Source organism: Solibacillus palustris, from assembly GCF_022549215.1.
Taxonomy (GTDB): domain Bacteria; phylum Bacillota; class Bacilli; order Bacillales_A; family Planococcaceae; genus Solibacillus; species Solibacillus daqui.
In genome coordinates, this window is record NZ_JAKZFC010000001.1 from 1,073,850 (window position 1) to 1,097,492 (window position 23,643).

Sequence of the window (23,643 nt, forward strand, 5' to 3'; positions counted from 1 at the left end):
TATGGAGTATTCGATGCATCAGCAGCAAGCTTTGCAATTGAAGTTAGCGATTACACCTTCACTTCGACAATCACTTGATATATTATCGTACACAGTATCCGATTTGATTACGCATATTCAACAGCAAGCAGAAGCAAATCCACTGATGGACGTGTCGACTGCTCGTTTAGAATCGTATAGTGTGGAAATGGCGAAAATGCATAATGATTCAAATAGTTCACAATCAGATTTGTATGAGAAGGCTACAACGCTACAAACAATGGAGCGTTTTTTATTAGAGCAAGTTGCAGGGGTCAAAACATGTACAGCTACTGAACGAGAGCTATTAATATTCTTTATCCGCAATTTAAACGATTCAGGATATTTAATGTGTGATGTAGAAGATACAGCGGTGCAATTTGCGCTTACTTTAGAAGAAGTACTAGACGTTTTGAAAATTCTACAAAGTTTTGAACCAGCTGGAATAGGTGCGAGGTCATTGGCGGAATGTTTGGTGTTACAGCTGCGTGAAGAAAAGCAAGTACCAGCCTTTACGGAACAAATTATTTTACAGCATTTAGATGAGCTAGCTGCACGTAATTTTACAGAGCTAGCGACTATTTTCTCCTGTAGAGAAACCGAAATCGAACAGGTTTTACAGTTTATTCAAACGTTAAATCCGCGTCCAGTTTTTGAGGTTCAAACAGAGCAGCCACAATATATTTTTCCTGACATCATATTAGAAATTGTAGATGGTGTAGGTGTGCTACAAGTAAATGACAATTTTTTGCCGGAAATTTCAATTAGTTCAGCGTATGATGAGCTAATGAAAGAAAATGAAGAAGTAGCTCAGTTTATGAAAGGGAAAATTTCTGAAATCTTTCTCTTAAAAAAGGGAATTGAACAAAGGCATCTTACTTTGTATAAAGTGACTCAAGAAATTATGAGTGCGCAACCGCATTTTCTACGAGAAGGGAAAAAGGGATTGCAGCCACTCCGTTTGAAAGAAATTGCTGAAAAAACAGGTTTTCATGAATCAACCATTAGTCGAACGATTAATAAAAAATACATCCAAACGCCTTATGGCATGTTTTTATTAAAGCAATTTTTCATTCGTGGATTGTTAAATGAGCAAGGAATTAATCAAGATATTCAATTCATTCAATTGCAAATAAAAAAGATAATTGATGAGGAGGATAAAGTCAATCCGTATTCCGATCAGCGAATAGTTCAACTTTTAGCTGGTGAAGGGATTTTTATTGCGAGAAGAACGGTTGCAAAATATCGTGAGCATTTATGTATTCCTCCCTCTTCCAAAAGACGTATTTCCGATATGAAAGAATGAAGCAGCTTGATTTCAACGATTCAAGAATTTGGGCAGCTATCAGATTACGATAATGTCTAGTTGTGAGCTGTTACTTTTGCTTGGGTAGTTCCTGCTGTTTTAGGGATGATTCTCGGCTCTTTATGTATCGAAAGAAATCAAAAGAGGCACAAGTACCAGAATCGATAATGGAATAATGCAAAAGCTGTTTTTAATAATCATCAACAATGATTATGGGATTTTATTAAAAAGTCGATTCATACTAAAATAGTAGTATGAATCGACTTTTTCAGTGCTCTCTTTTAATGTATCGGTTGTTTTTTGTCATCTAATGTGAAGCCTTCACCTGAAACATCTCGTACATCCATAATCGTTACAAAAGCGTGAGGGTCAATACCGTAAATAATATTTTTTAAACGTACAAGCTCATTTCGTGCAACGACACAATATAATACATCTCGGTGCTCTTTTGTAAAGTGACCATGACCATCGAATATTGTTACTCCTCGTTCCATATTATTAGAAATTAAATCGGCAATTTCATTTGATTTTGGAGAAATGATGAATGTACCTTTTGCTGAATTGGCTCCTTCTTGAACGAAATCAATTACGCGCCCCCCTACATAAACAGCAACTAATGTATACATCATCGAGCGGGCATCCAAAAATGTTGCCCATGATAAAATAATAACGACAAAATCAAAGCCAAACATCGTTTTACCAATGCTCCAACCTAAATATTTATTTGCTAGGCGGGCGACGATATCAACTCCACCTGTTGTCCCACCGAAGCGGAATACAATCCCTAAACCAACCCCAACGAATACACCTGCAAATAAGGAAACGAGGAATAAATCCTCTTGTAGGTTCATTTTGAATTCATACATGTGGAATATTTTTAAGAAAACAGAAACACCAAATGTGCCGATAAGCGTGTAAATGAACGTTTTCTTTCCAAGTAAGCGCCAGCCAATAATAAACATCGGTATATTTAATAGCAAATTCAGTAATGCTGGGTCCCAATTTAGTGTAAAATATAGAATAAGTGTAATGCCACTAAAACCGCCCTCACCAAGTTGGTTTTGCATATTAAAATGCACAAAACCAAAGCTAAAGATGGCAGTTCCAATGAGGATACCGATGATGTTTTTAATTTTGATGCCCTGCATTGTCATCCTCCTAAGATACGATTAAAATTTTGTTTAGAAAGCTGAAAAAGTTACATCGTTTGTCCCGCAAATTGGGCAGGAAGTAATGAAAATGTGTGAAATGAAACAAGACAATGTAACAAGTAAGTGATTACCCGAAAAAAACGATTGTATGAAGATTCACCTTATTATGTTAGATTTTTGTACTTTTGACAACAACCATTGCATAATAAGGAAGGGTATTTATTTTGAGTGGATAGGATAGTATTAATTTTTCATTGAAATCCAAATTAGAAAAAACAGCATTTCGCATAGGATATGTCTTTTTTAATTATTCATCATATTATTAATAATCATGTATAGGAAAAAGGAGTTTTAGTAATGTCAATTAAAGTAGCAATTGCTGGTGCACGCGGAAAAATGGGAACCGAGGCCGTACATACTGTAATGAAGCATGAGGCAATGGAGTTAGTAGCGGTGCTAGATTATAAAGAAATAGGAACAACATTAGCTGAATTGGAGCAATTTCCGACAACTTATGAAGTTCCAGTTTATACGGATTTTGCACGATTAGTTGCTGAAACGAAGCCGGATGTTTTCGTAGATTTAACAAACCCACATTTTGTGTATGAACGTACGAAGGAAGCATTATTACATAATATCCGACCAGTAGTTGGAACGACAGGCTTTACAAACGAACAATTACAAGAGTTGCAAGATTTAGCGAAAGATAAGAAAATTGGCTGTATCATTGCACCGAACTTCGCAATTGGTGCGATATTAATGATGAAATTTGCAAAAGAGGCTTCTAAATACTTCCCAGATGTTGAAATTATCGAAATGCATCATGATCAAAAGTTAGATGCACCGTCAGGAACAGGCATTAAAACAGCGCAAATGATTAGTGAAGTGCGCAATGCAAAACAACAAGGTCATCCAGATGAACAAGAAACACATACTGGTGCGCGTGGTGCTGAATACGAAGGGATGCGCATTCATTCAGTGCGTCTGCCCGGTTTAGTAGCGCATCAACAAGTATTATTTGGAGGAACAGGTGAATTATTAACGATTCGTCATGACTCATATAATCGTGGTAGCTTTATGGGGGGCATCGCGTTTTGTGTAGAAGAAGTGATGAAACGTGAATCGCTAATTTACGGGCTAGAGAATATTATTTAGAAACGAGATGACGTATATGAAGATTGCATTAATTGCACATGATCGTAAAAAAGATAATTTAATTCAATTTGCAATTGCTTACCAAGCGATTTTAGCAGAGCATGACTTATATGCAACAGGTACCACAGGAACAATGATTGAAGCTGAAACAGGTTTACCAATTACGAAATTTCGCTCTGGCCCTCTTGGCGGAGATCAACAAATTGGTGCAATGATTGCTAATAATGATATGGATATGGTATTTTTCTTCCGCGATCCATTAACGGCACAACCTCATGAGCCGGACGTTATGGCATTAGTACGATTATGTGACCTGTATCATATTCCTTTAGCGACAAATATGGGGACAGCTGAAATCCTATTAAAAGGATTAAAAGAAGGCTTTGTCGATTGGCGCACTTTAGGAGAACGTAGACAATAAAGAATCAATGACGCTTACTTTATTACATTCAGATTTATTTTGAAGTATAAGAAATTATAAATTTTTTCAAATTAGCGCATTTCTTATGAAAACTCGAAGTTCCTAATAAAATTTGCAACAAATACCAGAGGCGTTACTTCTAACATGAGAAGGATACGTACTTTTGAAGGGTTGGTGAGACGAATGAAAAAATTAAAAATTGGTATTACATGTTACCCAACTGTAGGGGGCTCTGGTGTAATTGCAACAGAGCTAGGGAAAATGTTAGCAGAGCGTGGTCATGAAATTCATTTCATCACATCGAGCGTACCATTTCGATTAAACAAAATTTATCCAAACGTCTTTTTCCACGAAGTTGAAGTGAATAATTATTCGGTATTTCAATATCCACCATACGATATTGCACTTGCAAGTAAGATGGCGGACGTGATTAAAGAAGAACATTTAGATATTTTACATGTGCATTATGCGATTCCACATGCAGTGTGTGCGGTTTTAGCACGTGATATGAGCGGACGAGACTTCGGTATTGTTACAACGCTTCATGGTACAGATATTTCAGTCCTTGGCGAAGATTCAACATTAGCACAGGCCATTAAATACGGTATTGATCGTTCTGATGCTGTAACGGCTGTTTCAGAAGCTTTAAAACAACAAACCTATGATTTAATTGACACAAATGCTCCTATTGACACAATTTATAACTTTGTTGATGAACAAGTCTTTAAACCAGGAAATCCAGGGAATTTAAAGCAGCAGTTTGGCATAGAGGACGATGAAAAAGTCATTATCCACGTTTCAAACTTCCGCAAAATTAAAAATTTACCTGATATCATCGAATCGTTTATGAAAATTCGAGCTCGAATGCCAGCGAAACTATTACTTGTAGGCGATGGTCCTGAAAAACATCGTGTCATGGAACAAGTAAAAGCTTCGGCATATAAAAAAGATGTACTGTTTTTAGGGAAACAAGAAAATATTACAGAGCTTTATACGATTAGTGATTTAAAGTTACTCTTATCTGAAAAAGAATCTTTTGGACTTGTACTACTAGAAGCAATGGCTTGCGGTGTGCCAGGAATTGGCACGGCAATTGGTGGTATACCTGAAGTTATTGAGCATGGTGTCAATGGTTACATTGTAGAGCTAGGGGATACTCAGGCAGTAGCGGATTATGCAGTGCAACTGTTACAAGATGAACAACAGCATTCTGCATTCCGTCAAGCTGCACTTCATGCTGTATCCGAACATTTCCATCAGCACAAAATTATTAAGCAATACGAAGATCTATATGAAAGAGTGGTCGCAAAGAAAAATGATTCCGAAACAATGGCAAATCGCAATTGACGTAATTAATCAGATTGAACACGCCGGTTTTGAAGCATTTATCGTTGGTGGCGCGGTACGAGATTATTATTTGACAAAAGAAAATAATGACATTGATATTGCAACAAGCGCGTTACCACAAGAAATACAGGCAATTTTTCCACATACAATTGATGTTGGGATCGAACATGGGACAGTGCTTGTATTACATCAAAACGAGCCAATTGAAGTGACGACGTATCGTACAGAATCAACTTACACCGACCATCGTAGACCAGATGCAGTGCATTTTGTCCGAAATTTAGCCGAGGATTTGAAGCGTCGGGATTTTACGATGAATGCAATGGCGCTTAGTCAATCAGGTGATTTTATTGATCTTTTCGATGGTCGCAAGCATATTGACGAGCAGTTAATTTGCGCAGTTGGGAATGCTGAGGAACGCTTTAAGGAAGATGCGTTACGCATGCTTCGAGCCGTTCGTTTTGCAGCGCAATTAAATTTTAAGATTGACGATCAGACATTTGCAGCGATTCAAAAACAGGCAGCATCGATTGAGTTAATCGCGATGGAGCGTATTCAAGTCGAATTATCAAAAATCTTTACATCACAATTTCCAGCGCAAGGGATCCATTATATGCAAGAATCTAATCTTGCTAAGCATTTAAATGGTGAATTTGACTCTAGGGCTTGGCAATATTTTCAGTCAGAGAATCGCCAGGTCGGCTGGGCGTATTTTTGTTTAGTGAATAACGAATTAGCGCTATTAACACAATTCCGATGCTCGAATAAGGATAAACAGTTTGCTAAGCAGGTACTTGAAGCATATGATTGTCTTTTAAAAGGCATCGAAAAAATTGAGTTATTGTACTTTGATGTAGAAATTTTGCACACAGCGTATCAGTTTACACAGTGGCAACAGCAAACCATTAATGTTTCGTGGGAGCAGTTACAACAACAAAAATTAACATTGCCAATTCAGTCTGCGAAAGAGCTAGCAATTACTGGGCAAGATGTAATGGCTTGGTCGCATAAAAAACGCGGTCCATGGATTAAGGAAATGTTAGACACTTCATTACGAGCCGTAGTAAATGGTGACGTAGTAAACGACAAACAAAAGTTAAAGGAATGGTTTCATGCAACTAACGTTGAAGGATGAAATTTTGCAACGATTTTTACAGGCAAACGGTGAGCCGATATCGGGTCAGCAGCTGGCTGATGAATTTCAAGTATCACGGACTGCCATTTGGAAGCATATGCAAAGTTTGCAGCAGGAAGGCTACACATTTGAAACAATAAAAAAGCGTGGCTATCAGTTAGTGGCAGTGCCGGATAAAGTGGATTTCGGTCAGTTAAAGCAACTTTTAACGACGGAGCGCTATGGTCAACAGGTGCATTATTTTGATAGCGTCGAATCTACGCAGTTTGTTGCACATGACCTAGTTCGTCAAGGCGCGCCAGACGGGACACTTGTCATTGCAGAGCATCAATCTGCTGGACGTGGTCGAATGATGCGTGAATGGGAGTCGTCTCAGGGAAAGGGTATCTGGATGACGATTATTATTCGACCAGAAATCGCACCGCATCAAGCACCGCAATTTACGCTTGTAACTGCCGTTGCAATTGTCAATGCCATGAAAGCGATGTTTAAAAACTTCACGCCACAAATTAAATGGCCCAATGATATTTTAGTAAATGGTAAAAAAACGACAGGTATTTTAACGGAGATGATTGCTGAAGAAAATCGTATACAAGCACTATTAATCGGAATTGGGATTAACGTAAATCAGCAGCTTGAGGATTTTCCGGTAGAATTGCACCACATCGCGACTTCTTTAGCTATTGAAGGAAAAGAATCAATAGATCGTGTACATTTAGTTGCCCAGGTGCTCAATTATTTAGAGCAATTTAGTGATCAGTATGTGAAGAATGGCTTCACGTTAATCAAAAAGCTATGGGAAGAATCATCTTGTACAATTGGAAGCCAAGTGCGCGCGACAACTTTACGTGAAGTTGTAGAAGGTGAAGCAATCGCCATTACCGATTCAGGTGTACTTGAGATACGTCAGGCTAATGGTGTCGTAAAGGGTGTTTATTCAGCTGATATTGAACTAATTTAACTTGCTTAAGTAGATTCTTTTTGTACTATAAGTAAAGCGATAGGTACAGTAGTTCTCCACTGTTATAAGGGGAGAATGCCAATGTATGACTTTAATTCACGGGGATTCAAACCCCGGCTGATTCAATTTATTGCCTCAAGCGGATGTCACAGATTTTTTTCGGGCCAGCTCGAAAAAAATCTGGACAAAAGTTAGCTGAGGTGTAATTTATTCCTCTGTACGTTTTCTTCTAAAATTGATATAGTGGTTCTAGGACAGTATCTAGTTAGCTAGAACTGTACCTAGCAAAGTGATTATTATACTACTATAAAAAATCTGCCTTGATCCATAGTGACAGGGACGGAAGAAAACACGCGTTAAATAACTCGTTTAGTAGGCAACTACTATTCTAAAAAAATCATTTTGTTGCAATTGCTGCAACATTTGTTTTTTGACGCATGAAAAAAACCTAATTGTTTAATTTACGCAATAGGGCTCTTCTGTCTAATTTTAGATGGGAGAGCTTTTTTGTTTTCTTCCTCAAAATGAAGGAGGACAAAATGAAAACGACAGCTCAGTTTTTAATGATGAAGCAGCAGCGAGAAAAAATCGTCATGGTGACGGCTTATGATTATCCAGGAGCAAGATTTTCTGAAGATGCTGGAGTGGATATGATTTTAGTGGGCGATTCTTTGGGGATGGTTGTCCTTGGTTATGAATCGACGATGCGCGTGACGGTGGATGACATGATTCATCATAGTAAAGCAGTTCGTCGCGGCGCACCACAGACGTTTATCGTTGTGGATATGCCATTTGGGTCGTATCACGGAGATGTAAATGACACATTGAAAACGGCGGTGCGTATGATGCAAGAAACTAATGCCAACGCAGTAAAAGTGGAAGGTGCAGGCGATATTGTACCAGTTATTAAAAAATTAACGGATGCAGGTATTCCAGTAGTTGCGCATTTAGGATTATTGCCACAATCAGCAGGAGTGCTAGGTGGTTATAAAGTACAGGGGAAAACAGCTGAACAAGCAGAACAGTTAATTCAAGACGCCTTAGAAGTTGAGCAAGCAGGGGCATGTGCGATTGTGTTAGAATGCATTCCCCATCAATTAACTGCGGTAGTATCAGAAAAATTAACGATCCCGACAATTGGTATTGGAGCAGGAGCAGAAGCAGACGGACAAGTGCTTGTATTCCATGATTTATTGCATTTTGGCAAACATCATATGCCAAAATTTGTACACAGCTTTGCTCAGGTTGGCGATGAAATTGAGCGCGGTATTAAAGGCTATACGGATGCAGTGAAGGCTGGTACATTCCCAACATTAGCACATAGCTTTACAATGAAAGAAGAAGAGTTAAATGAGCTGTATGGAGGCGTAAAATAATGAACGTAGTTACAACAATTGCACAATTACGAGAAATTGTTCTCCATGCAAAAAAACAACAGCAAACTATCGGGTTAGTCCCGACAATGGGCTATTTACATGAGGGCCATTTAACATTAGCAACGAATGCTAGACAAGAAAATGACTTAGTGGTTATGAGCATTTTTGTCAATCCAACTCAATTTGGTCCGAATGAAGATTTTGAGTCTTATCCACGTGATTTAGCGCGTGATAAGAAGTTAGCAGAATCAGTTGGTGTTGATGTTATTTTCGCGCCTTCAGTTGAAGAAATGTACCCTCAAGATGGTGGCATACGAGTTCGAGCAGGTCGTCAAGCTAAATTACTATGTGGTGCAAGTCGTCCAGGACATTTTGATGGTGTGCTTCAAGTCGTAGCTAAACTATTTAATTTAGTTCAGCCGGATCGAGCATATTTTGGTCAAAAGGATGCGCAGCAAGTGGCGATTATTCAAACAATGGTACGTGATTATAATTTTCCAATTGAATTGAGAATTGTACCCATTGTACGAGAAGAAGATGGCTTAGCAAAATCAAGTCGTAATGTCTATTTAACGCCGATAGACCGCTCGCAAGCACCTGCTATTCAACAGGCACTACAGCTTGCAAAACGTGAATTGCAAGAAACAGAAGATGTTGAAAAGGCGCTCGCATTAGCAACGAAGCTAATTGAGTATAATACGGACGGTAAAATTGATTATTTATCAATTTTAGCTTATCCAGATTTAACAGAAGTGACTGCGGAAACGGATCAAATCCTGTTAGCCGTTGCTGTGTATATTGGAAAAACACGTTTAATAGATAATGAAATCTTTTCGTTAAAAGGGGCAATGGCACATGTTTAGAATGATGATGAATAGTAAAATTCACCGCGCACAAGTGACGCAGGCAGATTTAAATTATGTTGGCTCAATTACAATCGACCAAGATATTTTAGATGCGGTAGGGATGTTAGCAAATGAAAAGGTGCATATTGTGAATAATAATAATGGTGCACGTTTTGAAACGTATATTATTGCAGGTGAGCGTGGATCTGGTGTGATTTGTGTAAACGGTGCAGCAGCACGCCTTGTGCAAAAGGGTGATGTTGTCATTATTATTTCGTACGTTTATGTAGACAACAAAGAAGTAGATAACCATAAGCCAACTGTTGCGATTATGGGCGAAAACAACACAATTAAAGAAATGATTAGTTACGAGCCAGAAGCAACAGTAATGTAATCTGTAGGCGGTGCTTCTGCGGTGGTCAGAATAAGGAACGAATGCAAAAAGCGTCACGTCCTGTGACAACGCATTCATGACCAACATCGTGTTGGCCTCCATCCTCGGCGCAAAGGGAATGTCCCAGAATTACTTCTTGGACATTCCCTTTTTTGTTACAAAAAAAGGTTTTGTTGTTTCATTTTGTAATAAATATATTATACACCTGTAATATCTTTGAAATATTTAATGTGTAAACTAATGGTAGTTTATAAATACCAAATATTTTAAATGTAACAGGAGGAAATGGCTATAATGTTTAAGCATAAATTAATTTTAAGCCTGTCTCTATTCTTGTTCAGTTCAATTTTATATGTAAATACCACTAATGCAGCCACATATACAGTAAAAGCCGGAGAAAATATTGAAGAAATTGCAAAGCGTTACGATACTACTGTTCAAGAGCTATTAGACTTAAATCGAATACAAAGTGCAAACGACATCGTAGAGCACTTAGTATTAAGATTACCTGAGGAAAAACCAAAAGAAACGCCAAAAGAGCAGCCGAAAAAGTCAGTAGAAGAGATAGAAACAATAGACGGTTATGAGGTTGTTAAAACATTAACAGTGGAAGCAAGTGCCTTTACGGCAAGTTGTAATGGCTGTTCTGGAAAAACAGCATATGGTATTGATTTACACAAAAACCCTGATATTAAACTAATTGCGGTTGACCCAGATATGATTCCACTTGGCACAAAAGTTTGGGTGAAGGGATACGGAATTGCAATAGCTGGAGATACAGGTGGTTCGATTAAAGGCGGGAAAATTGATGTCTTTATGAAAACAAAGAAAGAAGCGTATAGTTGGGGACGTAAAAAAGTAGAAATCAAAATTTTAAAATAATCAAAAGCGCAAAAACCATTCAGATTTCGGGTTTTTGCGTTTTTTCTTTTATTTATAAATAATGTAAGTGATAATAAAATAGATATGCATGTATGAAAGGAAGCGTTTTATGGAAATTATTTTAGCAGTGGGTGCATTTTTAGGTGCGATAACTGTAGCAATCGGTGCGTTTGGCGCGCATGCGTTAAAAGGCAAATTTGCGGAGGAACGCTATGAGCAAACATTTGAAACAGGTGTACGTTATCAGATGTACCATAGCCTAGCAATCCTAAGTGTTGGATTAGTGATGCGTGTAGTAGGGGAATTACAAATTTTAGAAGTAGCAGCCTATTTAATGTTGGCTGGTATTGTACTGTTTTCGGGTAGTTTATATGTACTTTCAGTTACTGGAATACGAAAGCTCGGTGCCATTACGCCAATTGGTGGTGTCTGCTTTATTGCTGGATGGATTTGTGTTGCTGTAGGTGTTCTGTAGCTAATGTTGTTCCAAATAGTCTAGTTTTCATAAAAGGCATTTTTCAATACAATATTTGGAACAAAGTGTATTTATCTAATATAATCCGTTCTGCTACGCTGCGGGGGACGCTTTCCTGAGGGCGTGGCTACAACTAACTTGTATGTGCCTCTTACGGTGGCACATACAAGTGGATTTTCCGCGCACGCTTAATCCTCTAGGAGTCGCCCAAAAAAATGTGCTCCTGTCGCTACGCTTTCGTCGCAAAGCAAGGCTCAAATCATACGGCATTTGAGCCTTACTTCACTTCGCAGCACTCTACTAAAAAGTTAAAGTTCGTTTATACTACAAAGGTTTTTATGAAGTATGCTGTTTAAAGCTTTGTTATTAAAATAAAGTCTAAGCTTTGACACAATGAAAGTAGCTAATTTTATTGTTGTAGCTAACTTTTAATCAAAGATAAAATATTGTATACATCGTACTATTTTATTCATCACCGCCGCCTCGCGCTAGCGGCAGCATTGGACTCTTTTAACTATTAAAAAGAAGAAAAATTTAATTTGGCGGGCTTTGCATGCGGCATTAAAGACAGTAGTAAAGGGAAATTCTAAAACATTTTTAGAATTTCTCTTTGCGCCGAGGAGAGTTAAATCGAGATTTTACTCCCCGCAGAAGCAGTCATGCGACTGTCGCTTCGCTTTCGTCGCAGAAGCTAAAACCAACCTAGACAGCGGCTGGTTTTAGCTTTGCCGTAGCCCGCCAAAAATAAGTGACACTGCACTTAATCCATTTTTTAGTTAGTTTATACATATGTAAAGATTCACATGAAATCTACTTTACACATGTAAAAAATTCAAGTTCGGTTGCATTCCAAATATTGTGATGTTAATGTGAAAAATGAGGTGGAAAAAATGGAAAACTTTGATTTAGCTGTAATTGGTGCTGGTCCAGGAGGCTATGTAGCAGCAATTCATGCAGCAAAAAGTGGTTTGAGGGTCGCGTTAGTAGAACGCGATAAAGTAGGGGGTGCTTGCTATAACGTAGGGTGCATCCCATCTAAAATTATGCTAGAACATAGTAAATTAGTGCAAGAAATTCGACGTGGTACAGATTGGGGCGTTACGGTACCGACAATTAATATTGATTTTTCAAAGTTAATGAAGCGAAAAGATAAAGTGGTCGAAGAGTTGTTAACGAATATTGAAACATTTATTGAAAACGCACAAATTACAATGTATCGAGGGGAAGCAGCGGTCACAGCCGAGCGTAAAGTCATTGTAGGGAATGAATCGTTTTCAGCCGACAAAGTGATTTTAGCCACAGGTAGTACACCGTTTGTACCGCCATTTAAAGGGATTGAAACAGCAGATTACCATACTACAGATACGTTCTTTAGTATTCAAGAGCTACCAAAGCAATTAACGATCATCGGTGGTGGGGTCATTGCAATTGAGATGGCCTTTGCTTTAGCACCAATGGGAACAAAGGTGACAGTATTAAACCATAGTCAAGATATTTTACAAACAGAAGAGCCAGATGCACGCCCAATTATTAAAGAGAAAATGAAACAATTAGGCATTGAACTCATTACAGAATTCACATTTGAGGAGATTCATGCAGACTATATTCAAACGTCGATTGGTAATTACCCGTTTGAAAATTTATTGTTCGCAACAGGCAGACGTCCCAATATACAAATTGCTGACGCGCTTGAAATGGATATGGATGGTCGTTTGATTAAGGTGAATAATCATTATGAAACAAGTATCCCAGGCATTTTTGCGATTGGTGATTTAGTCGGTGGTTTCCAACTTGCTCACTCTGCTAGTGCAGAAGGTATACATGCGGTAGATTTCATTTTAGGGAAGCATCCAAAGGTGATCAATCAGCAAGAAATTCCACGCTGTGTGTATACGCATCCAGAAATCGCTACATTCGGAATGCTTGAACACGAAGCACCGTCTGATTCAATCGTAACAAAAATGTATTTACCAACAAACCCGAAAGCGTTACTTGAGGGCAATACACAAGGCTTTATGAAGTTTGTGGCAAGTCCAGAAGGGGATATTTACGGTGCATGTGTTGTTGGTGATGGTGCAACGGAAATGATTAACTCCATGCTAGCGGCTAAAGTATTAGGGGGATCAGTCAAAGATTTGGCACGTTTAATATTCCCACATCCAACTGTAAGTGAACATGTTGGAGATGCAGCACGTTCGGTATTTGGCAAAGCGATTCACGCTTAATAAATAGTTAGAGCATGTTCATAATATTTGAACATGCTTTTCTTTATAGCCAATTAGTTATTCGCTATAATGATGATACAAAAGACTATATGAGGTGCACCGATGGAACAAGAAATAATAGAAATTATTGAAAAAGAAGTGGAGCAAGCACTTTTTACTTGTATCGATTTAAAGATTGAAGAAAATTATATTGCCATGGGTCAAGAGTTTGCCAAAATACTAGCACAGTTACAAAAACATGATTTCATAAGCCCAACGTTAAAGGTAATTGTAGAACCAGAAAGTTGCTTAACGGAGACTCGTATTTTACTAGAAAGTTTGCAAGAAGCACAGCGTCGTCATACTTCGCGCGGTAAGCTATTAACACATCGCCAAATTTTAAATGTTTGGTTACGTAAGAATGTGCATTATCAACGTGAGATTTTGCCTGGTTCCTTTTAATAAATTTTCAGAAAATGATAGAAAATTATTGCATTTTAGATTCTATTTCGTTAAAATAAGTATATTCGAATACGAGAGCAAGGCATGGTGGAGACAGTCAAACTGGCTACAGCTATGCCTTTTTTGTGTATAAAGAAAGGAGACACCAAATGTTTATTTTTCAAATTGTTATTGTTTTATTAGCGACAAAAATAGCCGGACATTTTTCAGTTCGACTTGGTCAACCATCTGTACTAGGGAAAATCTTAATCGGGATTATTATAGGTCCGGCAATGCTAGGTTGGATTGCTGATAGCGAAGTAATACAAACGTTTAGTCAGATTGGTGTTATTCTACTGATGTTTTTAGCCGGTTTAGAAACAGATTTAGAGGATTTAAATGCGAATATGAAAGGCGCAGTATTTGTTGCAGTAGGTGGTGTTATTTTACCGATTGCACTGAGCTATCCATTGGCATTGTCATTTGGACTAACACAAGGTCAAGCTATTTTCATTGGTTTAACTCTTGCAGCAACGTCAGTTAGTATTTCTGTTCAAACTTTAAATGAAATTGGCTGGTTAAAAAGTAGAGAGGGTTCAGTATTACTTGGTGCGGCGGTACTTGATGATATTATCGTCGTTGTACTGATTGCAATTGCGATGAGTTTCTTAGTAGGGGATGATGTATCGATTCCAACATTAATCGGTGGGAAAGTATTCTTCTTTGTCTTATTATTCGTTGTGTCAAAGTACGTAATTCCTCCATTCTTGAAGGCATTTAGCCGTTTAAAAGTAACAGAGTCTTTACTAAGTGGTGCGCTCATAGCATGTTTTGCACTTGCGTACATTGGTGAACATTATTTCGGTATTGCAGCAATTATTGGTGCGTTCTTTATGGGGATTGCTATTGGTCGTACGGAGTTTAAAGAAACAATTGAACATAAGGTAGAACCGATTGCGAGTAGTATGTTCGTACCGTTCTTCTTTGTTAGTATTGGATTATCTGTAACGTTTGATGGCATTACGGAAAATATTTGGTTCTTAGTTGTGTTTTCAATTGTAGCGATTTTATCTAAACTAATTGGTTCGGGTTTAGGTGCAAAACTAGCAGGTTTCAGCTGGAAATCATCAACTGGAATCGGTGCGGGGATGATTTCACGTGGTGAGGTTGCATTAATTTTAGCCGGTATGGGTCTATCAAGTGGGTTATTACCTGCAGAAGACTATACACCAATGGTTATCGTTATTATTGTTACAACACTTGTGACACCGCCAATGTTAAAAGGAATTTTCGGAACACGGGAGCACTACCATTCTTAAAATTTGGACTTGCTAATTGCGTACAAATCGATTATTCTATTAAACAGGTGCCAAAACCTCGGTGAAGATTTAGTCTTCACACACAAAAGCTCCACCTAAACAGCACGGACTTGCTGGGAGACTTTTGTTTGTGCAGGGAGATGAGCCCCTGCACACCTTACATATGATAACTAACCTAGTGCTTGCGTTATTGCAGTACTAGGTTTTTTTGCTGTTTAGGAAACTATAAATTATCGAATTGTGGATAACTTTCACAAAAAATCATCTGCCGTCTAGGCTAAAGCGCCAGCCCTTCGGCCATTTCGATCCCTCCTGCAAAAGTGGTGGAGCGTTTACTTTTGCGTCGGGTCCTCCAATGTCTGTCGGGGCTGAACAGGCGCTTTACCGCTTTTGTTTTATTTACATGACCTTACCTAACTTATTGTGTTAAAATGCCGTTATATTACTTGAACTGTGAGTTGAATGATTATGAATGAAAGTCAAAAATATGCCATTGTCGATATCGAAACAACTGGTCATTCCCCAGCAAATGGTGACCGTATGATTCAAATTGCGATTGTCATTATGCAACATTGGCAAGTAGTGAAAACTTATACGAAATTTATTCATCCAGGGAAGCCGATACCGTTGTTTATTCAGGATTTGACGAATATTACTGACGAAGATGTCAAAGATGCACTGCCGTTTGAAGCATATGCCGACACGATTTATGAACTGTTACAGGATACCGTATTTGTCGCACATAATACCGATTTTGATTTGGCGTTTTTACAGGCAGAGTTTACACGTGCGGGCCAACCGAAATGGCACGGGAAAAAAATGGATACGGTCGAACTGGCAAAAATATTATTCCCGATGTCATTAAGCTATAAATTAGGGGATTTGGCGAGCGATTTGAACATTCCACTTGAAAGTGCGCACCGTGCTGATGAAGATGCGCTTGCTACGGCGTTTTTACTGAAGCGCTGCTGGGAAGAGTTGCTAACATTACCTTTAGTAACATTAGAACAGCTACACAAGCGTTCATTCCGTTTGCGATCCAATTTAGCGCAGTTATTTTTTGATGCACTTGTCATGAAGCGTTCAAAAGTTTCAGATGACCGTGAGCATGTTTTTTTCAATAAAATTGCAATTCGTAAAATGGCACCAACACCAAAAGGCTATGAACAACTACAACCGTATCCCCAAACAGTAGAAGAAAAATTGGCATTATTGCAAAAGGCGATTCCGAATTTTGAACTGCGCCCACAGCAATTTGTCATGATGGACCGTATTTATGAAAAGCTAATGGCTAAACAAGAACATGTTATTGAAGCATCAACAGGTATCGGTAAAACGATGGGCTATTTAATACCGTCTATTTTTTATGCGAAACAAACAAATCAAAAAGTTGGAATTAGTACGTATACATCACACTTACTTGACCAACTTTTGCAAAATGAAATCCCTGTTATTGAACAGATACTTGGTCAACCAATAAAAGTTGCGCTACTAAAGGGCATGAATCACTATGTGGATGTAGAAAAGTTTGAAAAGCAATTAAAATCCCTAGACGATTCTTATGATGAAACGTTTACATTACTACAAACTTTAATTTGGCTAGCCAAAACCAAAACAGGGGATTTAAACGAATTAAATGTCTCAGGCGGTGGGCAATTATTGCTCGAAAAAATTCGCAAAACGGCATTACCAAAAACGACAATGCCACTGTATGATTTTTATTCGCGTGCGATACAATCAAGTAAACAAGCGGACATTATTATAACAAACCATGCGATGTTACTAAGTGATTTAGTGCGTCATGACCAAATTTTTAATGAATTCGGGGGCTGGATTATCGATGAAGCGCATCAATTTATACAGGCTGCGATTAATCAAGACGAAAAAATCTTTTCATATATGAATTGGAAATACTTATTTGGTCAAATTGGTACGTACGAAGATGAAGCATTGTACTTTAAACTAAGCAAAATGGCATATAAAAAGCATGTTTCAAATCAGCAAACATTGCAACAATTAGAAAAACGTTTTCTACAACTGGTACAAAGCTTTGATGAAGCAATTACCATATTATTCAATACCGTGAAAAAGCATCCGAAAAATGCACTTAAGCAGCAAAAAATCTCGCTGTTTTTAAACGAATTAGAACTACCGCAAGCACCATTTGAAAAAGTGGCATCACTTATTCAGCAATGGTTGGACGGTGCAAAATCACTTCATTTGCAGTTTATGACGGATGTAAATGAGCTTGCGCCAGAGCATCAATATTTACTAGAGCAATGGCAATATTGGATGGATGAATTAACGATTAAATTGTCCGAGTGGGATGATGTCTTTTTACGTCAAGAAGACAATTATTCATGCTGGATTGAACTTGATAAACGTAGCTTACCCGGCAGTATTCAGCTTTATAAAAAGCCAGTGGATGTAACGAATATTATCCATAAGCTATTTGCGCCAATTCGGGAGCAAAGCGCGGTCATTTGGACATCAGGAACATTAACAGTGCCGAATAATGAACGCTTCATAGCGAACCAATTGGGCATTGACGCGTCTATACAAATTGAAAAATTACATGCTGATCCAAGCTACTATGACGGGGCACATGTCTATATTGTTGACGATATGCCCGATATTCAGACAGTGTCACAATCAGATTTTATCGAAGAAGTGGCACATGCGATTACAAATGCGGTGCGAATGACAGAAGGGCGTTCGTTTGTATTATTTACTTCACAAGAGATGCTACGTCAAACAGTGGATTTAATTCATGAAAGCGAATTGCTAAGTGACTATATGCTGTTTGCGCAAGGAGTTACTGCAGGTAGTCGTATGCGCTTGTTAAAATCATTCCAGAAGTTCAATCATTCGGTGTTATTTGGTACGAATAGTTTCTGGGAAGGAGTGGATGTACCGGGAGACGGGTTAGCAACGGTCATTGTTGTGCGTCTGCCATTTTCTGCACCAGAAGAGCCATCATTTAAAGCGCGCGCTGAGCATTTACAAAAACAAGGCATAAATGCATTTACAGAACTGGCATTGCCAGAAGCAGTTCTTCGCTTTAAACAAGGTTTTGGTCGATTAATTCGTTCAAGTCATGACAGGGGGGCGTTTATCGTTTTAGATCGCCGAATAGAAACGAAATCATACGGACAAGAGTTTATCGAGGCATTACCGCCAATATCAATACAAAAACTGCCTCTTCACAGTATGGTACAACAGCTTGGAAATTGGTATAATGAAAAACGATGAGGAAGGAAAGCAGGTCGACAAATATGAAACGAAACTATCCATTCAGTACAGCGAATGTCACTGTACTACAAAATCAATTGAAATGTAAGGTGCAGCCATGAAAAACTGGATCATCTTTTCAGTTGTCTTTATTTTATCTTTGTCACTTGTTATCTCGGTCTTCGTATTTTGGAAGGCAGACGAGCCGTTTTCTGACATAGAGCAAAAAGCTGAGCAGTTTGCAATAGATACGAAGGCACTTGCTGTTGTTGAAGATTCATACGTATACAACGGAAATAAGCCTTATGTAACCGTAATTGGTGTAGACGAATATGGTAAAGAGAAGGCGATCTTCGTCCCGATGAGTTTAGATGAAAATTCAATGCAAGAGGTTTTTTTGGCAGAGGGAATTACAGAGGATGAGGCGTTAGAGCGCTTCCGTAATGAAACTGCTGTAAAAGAAATACTTCATACAAAATTAGGCTTTGAGCAACCTGGCCCAGTGTGGGAAATTACCTACATTTCTAAGTCTGGAAGCTTAAACTATGTCTATTTATTGCATGAAAATGGACAATGGTGGAAACGCATATTGAATTTGTAGAGGAGAAATGACAATGAAACAACTGTTAGCAAAGCGTGTTAAAACATTAACACCATCTTCAACTTTAGCAATTACTGCGAAGGCGAAAGAACTAAAAGAGCAGGGGATTGATGTAATCGGGCTAGGAGCAGGGGAACCTGACTTCAACACGCCAGAAAACATTTTAAATGCAGCAAAAGCGTCAATGGATGCAGGTCTAACAAAGTATACGCCAGCTGGTGGTTTACCTGTATTAAAGAAAGCAATCATTGACAAATTACAGCGCGATAATGGGCTTACATATCAAGCGAATGAAATTTTAGTTGGTGTTGGTGCAAAGCATGTATTGTATACATTGTTCCAAGTGATCTTAGATGAGGGCGATGAAGTAATCATCCCAATTCCATATTGGGTTTCATATCCAGAGCAAGTGAAGTTAGCAGGAGGTGTGCCAGTATACGTAGAAGGTACAGCAGATCAAGGCTACAAAATTACACCTTCTCAATTACGTGATGCGATTACAAATAAGACGAAAGCTGTTATTATTAACTCGCCTTCAAATCCTTCTGGCATGATTTATTCAAAAGAAGAATTAGCAGAGCTTGCAAAAGTTGCAGAAGAAAAAGATATTTTAATCGTTTCAGATGAAATTTATGAAAAGCTTGTTTACAATGGAGTAGAGCATTTTTCAATTGCACAGCTTTCTGATGCAATTAAAGCGCGTACAATCGTTGTAAACGGTGTTGCAAAATCACACTCAATGACAGGCTGGCGTATCGGTTACGCTGCTGGCGATAAAGATATTATTAATGCAATGACGGACTTAGCATCACATTCTACTTCAAATGCAACAACTACTGCGCAATATGCAACTGTAGAAGCATACAACGGTTCTCAAGAAACAGTTGAAATGATGCGTCAAGCGTTTGAATCTCGTTTAGAGGCGATTTTCCCGAAATTAGCGGCGATTCCTGGTTTCAAAGTATTAAAGCCACAAGGTGCATTCTACTTACTACCAGACGTATCAGAAGCAGCAGCAAAAACAGGTTATGCATCTGTGGATGATTTTGCAAATGCATTATTAACAGAAGCCAACGTAGCAGTAATCCCAGGTTCAGGCTTTGGTGCACCTGCAACAATGCGCTTATCGTATGCAACATCTTTAGAATTATTAGAAGAAGCAGTCAATCGAATCGAAACTTTTGTGAAAACAAAATGGCAAGATAAATAGAGCTGCAACTTAGTTTTGGAGGACTTTATGAAAAAAATTATGATCAAAGATATGCCTGCGCATATTGGCGAAACAGTAAAAATCGGTGCTTGGTTAGCAAACAAACGCGCTAGTGGTAAATTAGCATTCTTACAATTACGTGATGGCTCAGGCTTCGCACAAGGCGTTGTTGTAAAAGAAGAAGTAGGCGAAGAGTTATTTGCAGTAGCAAAAGGTATGACGCAAGAAACTTCAATGTACATCGTTGGCGAAGTAAAAGCAGATGAGCGTTCTACTTTCGGTGCAGAGTTAAATGTAACAGGTATCGAAGTGATTCACGCAGCAGTGGATTTCCCAATCACACCAAAAGAGCACGGTACTGAGTTCTTAATGGACAACCGTCACTTATGGTTACGTTCTCGTAAACAACACGCAGTAATGAAAGTGCGTAACGAAATTATTCGTGCAACTTATGAGTTCTTCAACGAAAACGGATTTACAAAAATGGATCCACCAATCCTAACTGGTTCAGCTCCAGAAGGTACTTCAGAGCTATTTGCTACGAAATACTTTGATGAGGATGCTTACCTTTCACAATCTGGTCAGCTATACATGGAAGCTGCGGCAATGGCACTAGGGAAAGTATTCTCTTTTGGTCCGACATTCCGTGCGGAAAAATCGAAAACGCGTCGTCACTTAATCGAATTTTGGATGATCGAGCCTGAAATGGCATTCGTAGAGTTTGAAGAAAACTTAGAAGTACAAGAACAGTATGTATCTCATATCGTACAATCGGTTCTTAAAAATTGTAAAATGGATTTAGAGCGTCTTGGTCGTGATACATCAAAATTAGAAAACATTCAAGCACCATTCCCACGTATTTCTTATGATGATGCAATCAAGTTCTTACACGAACAAGGCTTTGATGATATTCAGTGGGGCGATGATTTCGGTGCGCCACACGAAACAGCGATTGCCAATGCTTACGACAAGCCGGTATTTATTACGTGCTACCCAGTAGGTATTAAGCCATTCTACATGCAACCACATCCAGAGCGCGATGACGTTGTATTATGTGCGGACTTAATTGCACCAGAAGGCTACGGAGAAATTATCGGTGGTTCTGAGCGTATTCACGATTATGAATTATTAAAATCTCGCTTAGAAGAGCACAACTTATCAATGGACGCATACGCTTGGTATTTAGAGCTTCGTAAACAAGGATCAGTACCGCACTCAGGCTTCGGTCTTGGTTTAGAGCGTACAGTAGCGTGGATTTCAGGAACTGAGCACATCCGTGAAACAATTCCATTCCCACGTTTATTAAACCGTCTGTACCCATAATATAAAAACTACATTTTTCACAGAGCGTCCGGTCAATTAACCGGGCGCTTTGTTATTACAATAGTGACAAAGGGGATTCTAACTATGGACAATCAATTTAATCGAATCCGCGTTTGGACAGAGCAACAACAAATAACGGTTCCACAACTGTTTTTTAAACATTATAGTGAAATGAACATTCAAGATGATGAAGCGTTAATCGCCTTACATTTAATGAGCTTTGCACAAGAGGGTGTCGATTTTCCAACACCCAATGATTTACTAGCGCGTACAAGCTTTCAAATGATGACCATCAGTCAACTATTGCAGCGCCTAATGCAAAAAGGTTTTGTTGAAATTTCACAAAGCACCGACGAATCAGGCCGTATCGTTGAGAAATATTCGTTGCATCCACTTTGGGAGCGACTGCTTGATTTATTGCAATCAAAAGAAATGCAAAGCCAAGTGAAAACACAAAAGGTTGACGAGGCAAAGATTTTCCAATTGTTTGAGCAGGAATTAGGGCGCTTACTATCGCCAATTGAAATTGAAACAATTAGTATGTGGATGGATATTGACCATCATACGCCTGAAGTTATTAAAGCAGCGCTCAAAGAAGCAGTGCTTGCAAGTAAGGTAAGTCTACGCTATATTGACCGAATTTTAATTGAATGGAAAAAGAAAAATATTAAAACTCCATCGCAAATCGAGCAGCATAGCGAACAGTACCGAAAATTTACGATGCAGCCACCTACTCAAAAGCCATACAATCAACAACAGGCACCACAAACAAAAAAAGCGCCGTTCTATAACTGGTTAGAAGAACGCGAATAGAAGGGAGAAGCGCGCATGTTAACAAAAGCGAAATGGCTAGAATTTTTAGATACGATGGACGATATGTATCCAGACGCACACTGTGAACTTGTGCACGACAATCCGTTTGAATTAACGATTGCGACACTTCTTTCAGCGCAGTGTACAGATGTACTAGTCAATAAAGTAACAAAGGATTTGTTCCAAAAATATAAAACACCGCAAGACTATTTAAATGTGTCACTAGAAGAACTGCAAAATGACATTCGTTCGATAGGGCTTTATCGCAATAAGGCGAAAAACATTCAGCTGTTATGTGAACGAATATTGGCTGAATATGATGGTGAAATTCCTGCTTCGCGCGAGGAGCTTGTGACATTACCAGGTGTTGGACGAAAAACGGCTAACGTTGTATTGTCGGTAGCGTTTGATGTACCTGCAATGGCAGTGGACACGCATGTAGAGCGTGTGACAAAGCGCTTGGGCCTATGTCGATGGAAAGATAATGTGCTTGAAGTAGAAGAAACGATAATGAAGAAAACACCAATTGAACGTTGGAGTCGCGCACATCATCAAATCATTTTCTTTGGCCGATATCATTGTAAGGCACAAAATCCAGGCTGTGAAAAATGCCCGTTACTTGCTGATTGCCGAGAAGGTCAAAAACGCTTGAAAAAAGGTTTGGTGAAGGTATGATTGCCGTAAAAAAAGACATGATTTCTAAAGAGCGCGTTGATGCTTGGTTTAACGAATGGGAAGCGCTACGTGACGACATCCATGCCGCACATGACCGCCGTGATGGCTCGGCTCTAGAGGCAATGCTAAAGGGGATTGCGCATTACGAGCAGCTATTAATTAATAGCGCGGAATCCGATGCTGGCTTTTCGGTGCAGGTGGAGTATGAGTTGATGCCAATTAACGGTATGGAGCGTTTCCAATTCATCAAAATGCGACCAGCACAATATGCTTGCTATCGTCAGTTGGATGAGCTGTATAAGGAAACAAAAAAGCGCTGTGCAAGATTGCGAATGATATAAAGAAAAGGCTAAGCAAAGA

Annotated in this window: 22 protein-coding genes; 21 read left to right on the forward strand and 1 reads right to left on the reverse strand. The window is 38.8% G+C overall.

Features of this window, described 5'->3' with window-relative positions; genetic code table 11:
• Position 1 precedes the first annotated feature (1 nt).
• Positions 2-1,324, forward strand: a complete 1,323-nt coding sequence (rpoN, locus tag LZ480_RS05090) for an RNA polymerase factor sigma-54 (RefSeq protein WP_241368293.1) — start codon at positions 2-4, stop codon at positions 1,322-1,324.
• 281 nt (positions 1,325-1,605) lie between these two features.
• Here rpoN and LZ480_RS05095 read toward each other — a convergent pair whose 3' ends face one another.
• Positions 1,606-2,472: a YitT family protein gene (locus LZ480_RS05095; RefSeq protein WP_241368294.1), complete on the reverse strand. Its 867-nt coding sequence runs from the start codon at positions 2,470-2,472 to the stop codon at positions 1,606-1,608.
• A gap of 360 nt (positions 2,473-2,832) precedes the next feature.
• Between LZ480_RS05095 and dapB the strand changes: the two genes are divergently transcribed.
• The 20 genes from dapB to LZ480_RS05195 all read left to right on the forward strand — a co-directional run bounded on the left by dapB (position 2,833) and on the right by LZ480_RS05195 (position 23,624).
• The gene (dapB, locus tag LZ480_RS05100; RefSeq protein ID WP_241368295.1) at positions 2,833-3,630 is read left to right on the forward strand and encodes a 4-hydroxy-tetrahydrodipicolinate reductase; all 798 of its coding nucleotides are present in this window, start codon (positions 2,833-2,835) and stop codon (positions 3,628-3,630) included.
• A 16-nt stretch (positions 3,631-3,646) separates the two neighbouring features.
• On the forward strand, positions 3,647-4,051 hold the full coding sequence (gene mgsA, locus LZ480_RS05105) for a methylglyoxal synthase (protein WP_241368296.1): 405 nt from the start codon (positions 3,647-3,649) through the stop codon (positions 4,049-4,051).
• Between the two features lie 183 nt (positions 4,052-4,234).
• On the forward strand, positions 4,235-5,398 hold the full coding sequence (gene bshA / locus LZ480_RS05110; RefSeq protein ID WP_241368297.1) for an N-acetyl-alpha-D-glucosaminyl L-malate synthase BshA: 1,164 nt from the start codon (positions 4,235-4,237) through the stop codon (positions 5,396-5,398).
• Positions 5,367-6,533, forward strand: coding sequence for a CCA tRNA nucleotidyltransferase (locus tag LZ480_RS05115; RefSeq protein ID WP_241368298.1), 1,167 nt, complete (start codon positions 5,367-5,369; stop codon positions 6,531-6,533). Before bshA ends, LZ480_RS05115 begins: the two co-directional genes overlap by 32 nt.
• Positions 6,511-7,494: a biotin--[acetyl-CoA-carboxylase] ligase gene (locus LZ480_RS05120; RefSeq protein ID WP_241368299.1), complete on the forward strand. Its 984-nt coding sequence runs from the start codon at positions 6,511-6,513 to the stop codon at positions 7,492-7,494. The genes LZ480_RS05115 and LZ480_RS05120 overlap by 23 nt, the downstream gene beginning before the upstream one ends.
• Before the next feature lie 539 nt (positions 7,495-8,033).
• The gene (gene panB / locus LZ480_RS05125; RefSeq protein WP_241368300.1) at positions 8,034-8,870 is read left to right on the forward strand and encodes a 3-methyl-2-oxobutanoate hydroxymethyltransferase; all 837 of its coding nucleotides are present in this window, start codon (positions 8,034-8,036) and stop codon (positions 8,868-8,870) included.
• The gene (gene panC, locus LZ480_RS05130; protein WP_241368301.1) at positions 8,870-9,733 is read left to right on the forward strand and encodes a pantoate--beta-alanine ligase; all 864 of its coding nucleotides are present in this window, start codon (positions 8,870-8,872) and stop codon (positions 9,731-9,733) included. Before panB ends, panC begins: the two co-directional genes overlap by 1 nt.
• Positions 9,726-10,109: an aspartate 1-decarboxylase gene (panD, locus tag LZ480_RS05135; protein ID WP_241368302.1), complete on the forward strand. Its 384-nt coding sequence runs from the start codon at positions 9,726-9,728 to the stop codon at positions 10,107-10,109. Before panC ends, panD begins: the two co-directional genes overlap by 8 nt.
• A 294-nt stretch (positions 10,110-10,403) precedes the next feature.
• On the forward strand, positions 10,404-10,991 hold the full coding sequence (locus tag LZ480_RS05140) for a 3D domain-containing protein (protein WP_241368303.1): 588 nt from the start codon (positions 10,404-10,406) through the stop codon (positions 10,989-10,991).
• A gap of 109 nt (positions 10,992-11,100) precedes the next feature.
• The gene (locus LZ480_RS05145; protein WP_241368304.1) at positions 11,101-11,466 is read left to right on the forward strand and encodes a DUF423 domain-containing protein; all 366 of its coding nucleotides are present in this window, start codon (positions 11,101-11,103) and stop codon (positions 11,464-11,466) included.
• Between the two features lie 890 nt (positions 11,467-12,356).
• Complete coding sequence (gene lpdA / locus LZ480_RS05150; protein ID WP_241368305.1) at positions 12,357-13,691, forward strand: dihydrolipoyl dehydrogenase; 1,335 nt, start codon at positions 12,357-12,359, stop codon at positions 13,689-13,691.
• 102 nt (positions 13,692-13,793) lie between these two features.
• Complete coding sequence (locus tag LZ480_RS05155; RefSeq protein WP_241368306.1) at positions 13,794-14,132, forward strand: transketolase; 339 nt, start codon at positions 13,794-13,796, stop codon at positions 14,130-14,132.
• A gap of 149 nt (positions 14,133-14,281) precedes the next feature.
• Entirely contained in the window at positions 14,282-15,430 is a 1,149-nt protein-coding gene (locus tag LZ480_RS05160) for a cation:proton antiporter (RefSeq protein WP_241368307.1), read from the forward strand.
• A gap of 468 nt (positions 15,431-15,898) precedes the next feature.
• Positions 15,899-18,682 (forward strand): ATP-dependent DNA helicase DinG, encoded by a 2,784-nt coding sequence (dinG, locus tag LZ480_RS05165; RefSeq protein ID WP_241368308.1) that lies wholly within the window; start codon positions 15,899-15,901, stop codon positions 18,680-18,682.
• A gap of 97 nt (positions 18,683-18,779) precedes the next feature.
• Positions 18,780-19,262, forward strand: coding sequence for a cell wall elongation regulator TseB-like domain-containing protein (locus LZ480_RS05170; protein ID WP_241368309.1), 483 nt, complete (start codon positions 18,780-18,782; stop codon positions 19,260-19,262).
• A gap of 13 nt (positions 19,263-19,275) precedes the next feature.
• Positions 19,276-20,472 carry a pyridoxal phosphate-dependent aminotransferase gene (locus LZ480_RS05175; protein WP_241368310.1) on the forward strand — a complete coding sequence of 399 codons (1,197 nt, stop codon included), beginning with the start codon at positions 19,276-19,278 and terminating at the stop codon, positions 20,470-20,472.
• Positions 20,473-20,499: 27 nt separating this feature from the next.
• Positions 20,500-21,795, forward strand: a complete 1,296-nt coding sequence (asnS, locus tag LZ480_RS05180) for an asparagine--tRNA ligase (protein ID WP_241368311.1) — start codon at positions 20,500-20,502, stop codon at positions 21,793-21,795.
• Between the two features lie 84 nt (positions 21,796-21,879).
• A complete protein-coding gene (locus LZ480_RS05185) occupies positions 21,880-22,608 on the forward strand; it encodes a DnaD domain-containing protein (RefSeq protein WP_241368312.1) in 729 nt (242 codons plus the stop codon).
• A gap of 15 nt (positions 22,609-22,623) precedes the next feature.
• A complete protein-coding gene (gene nth / locus LZ480_RS05190; protein WP_241368313.1) occupies positions 22,624-23,283 on the forward strand; it encodes an endonuclease III in 660 nt (219 codons plus the stop codon).
• Positions 23,280-23,624: a YpoC family protein gene (locus LZ480_RS05195; protein ID WP_241368314.1), complete on the forward strand. Its 345-nt coding sequence runs from the start codon at positions 23,280-23,282 to the stop codon at positions 23,622-23,624. Before nth ends, LZ480_RS05195 begins: the two co-directional genes overlap by 4 nt.
• Positions 23,625-23,643: the final 19 nt, after the last annotated feature.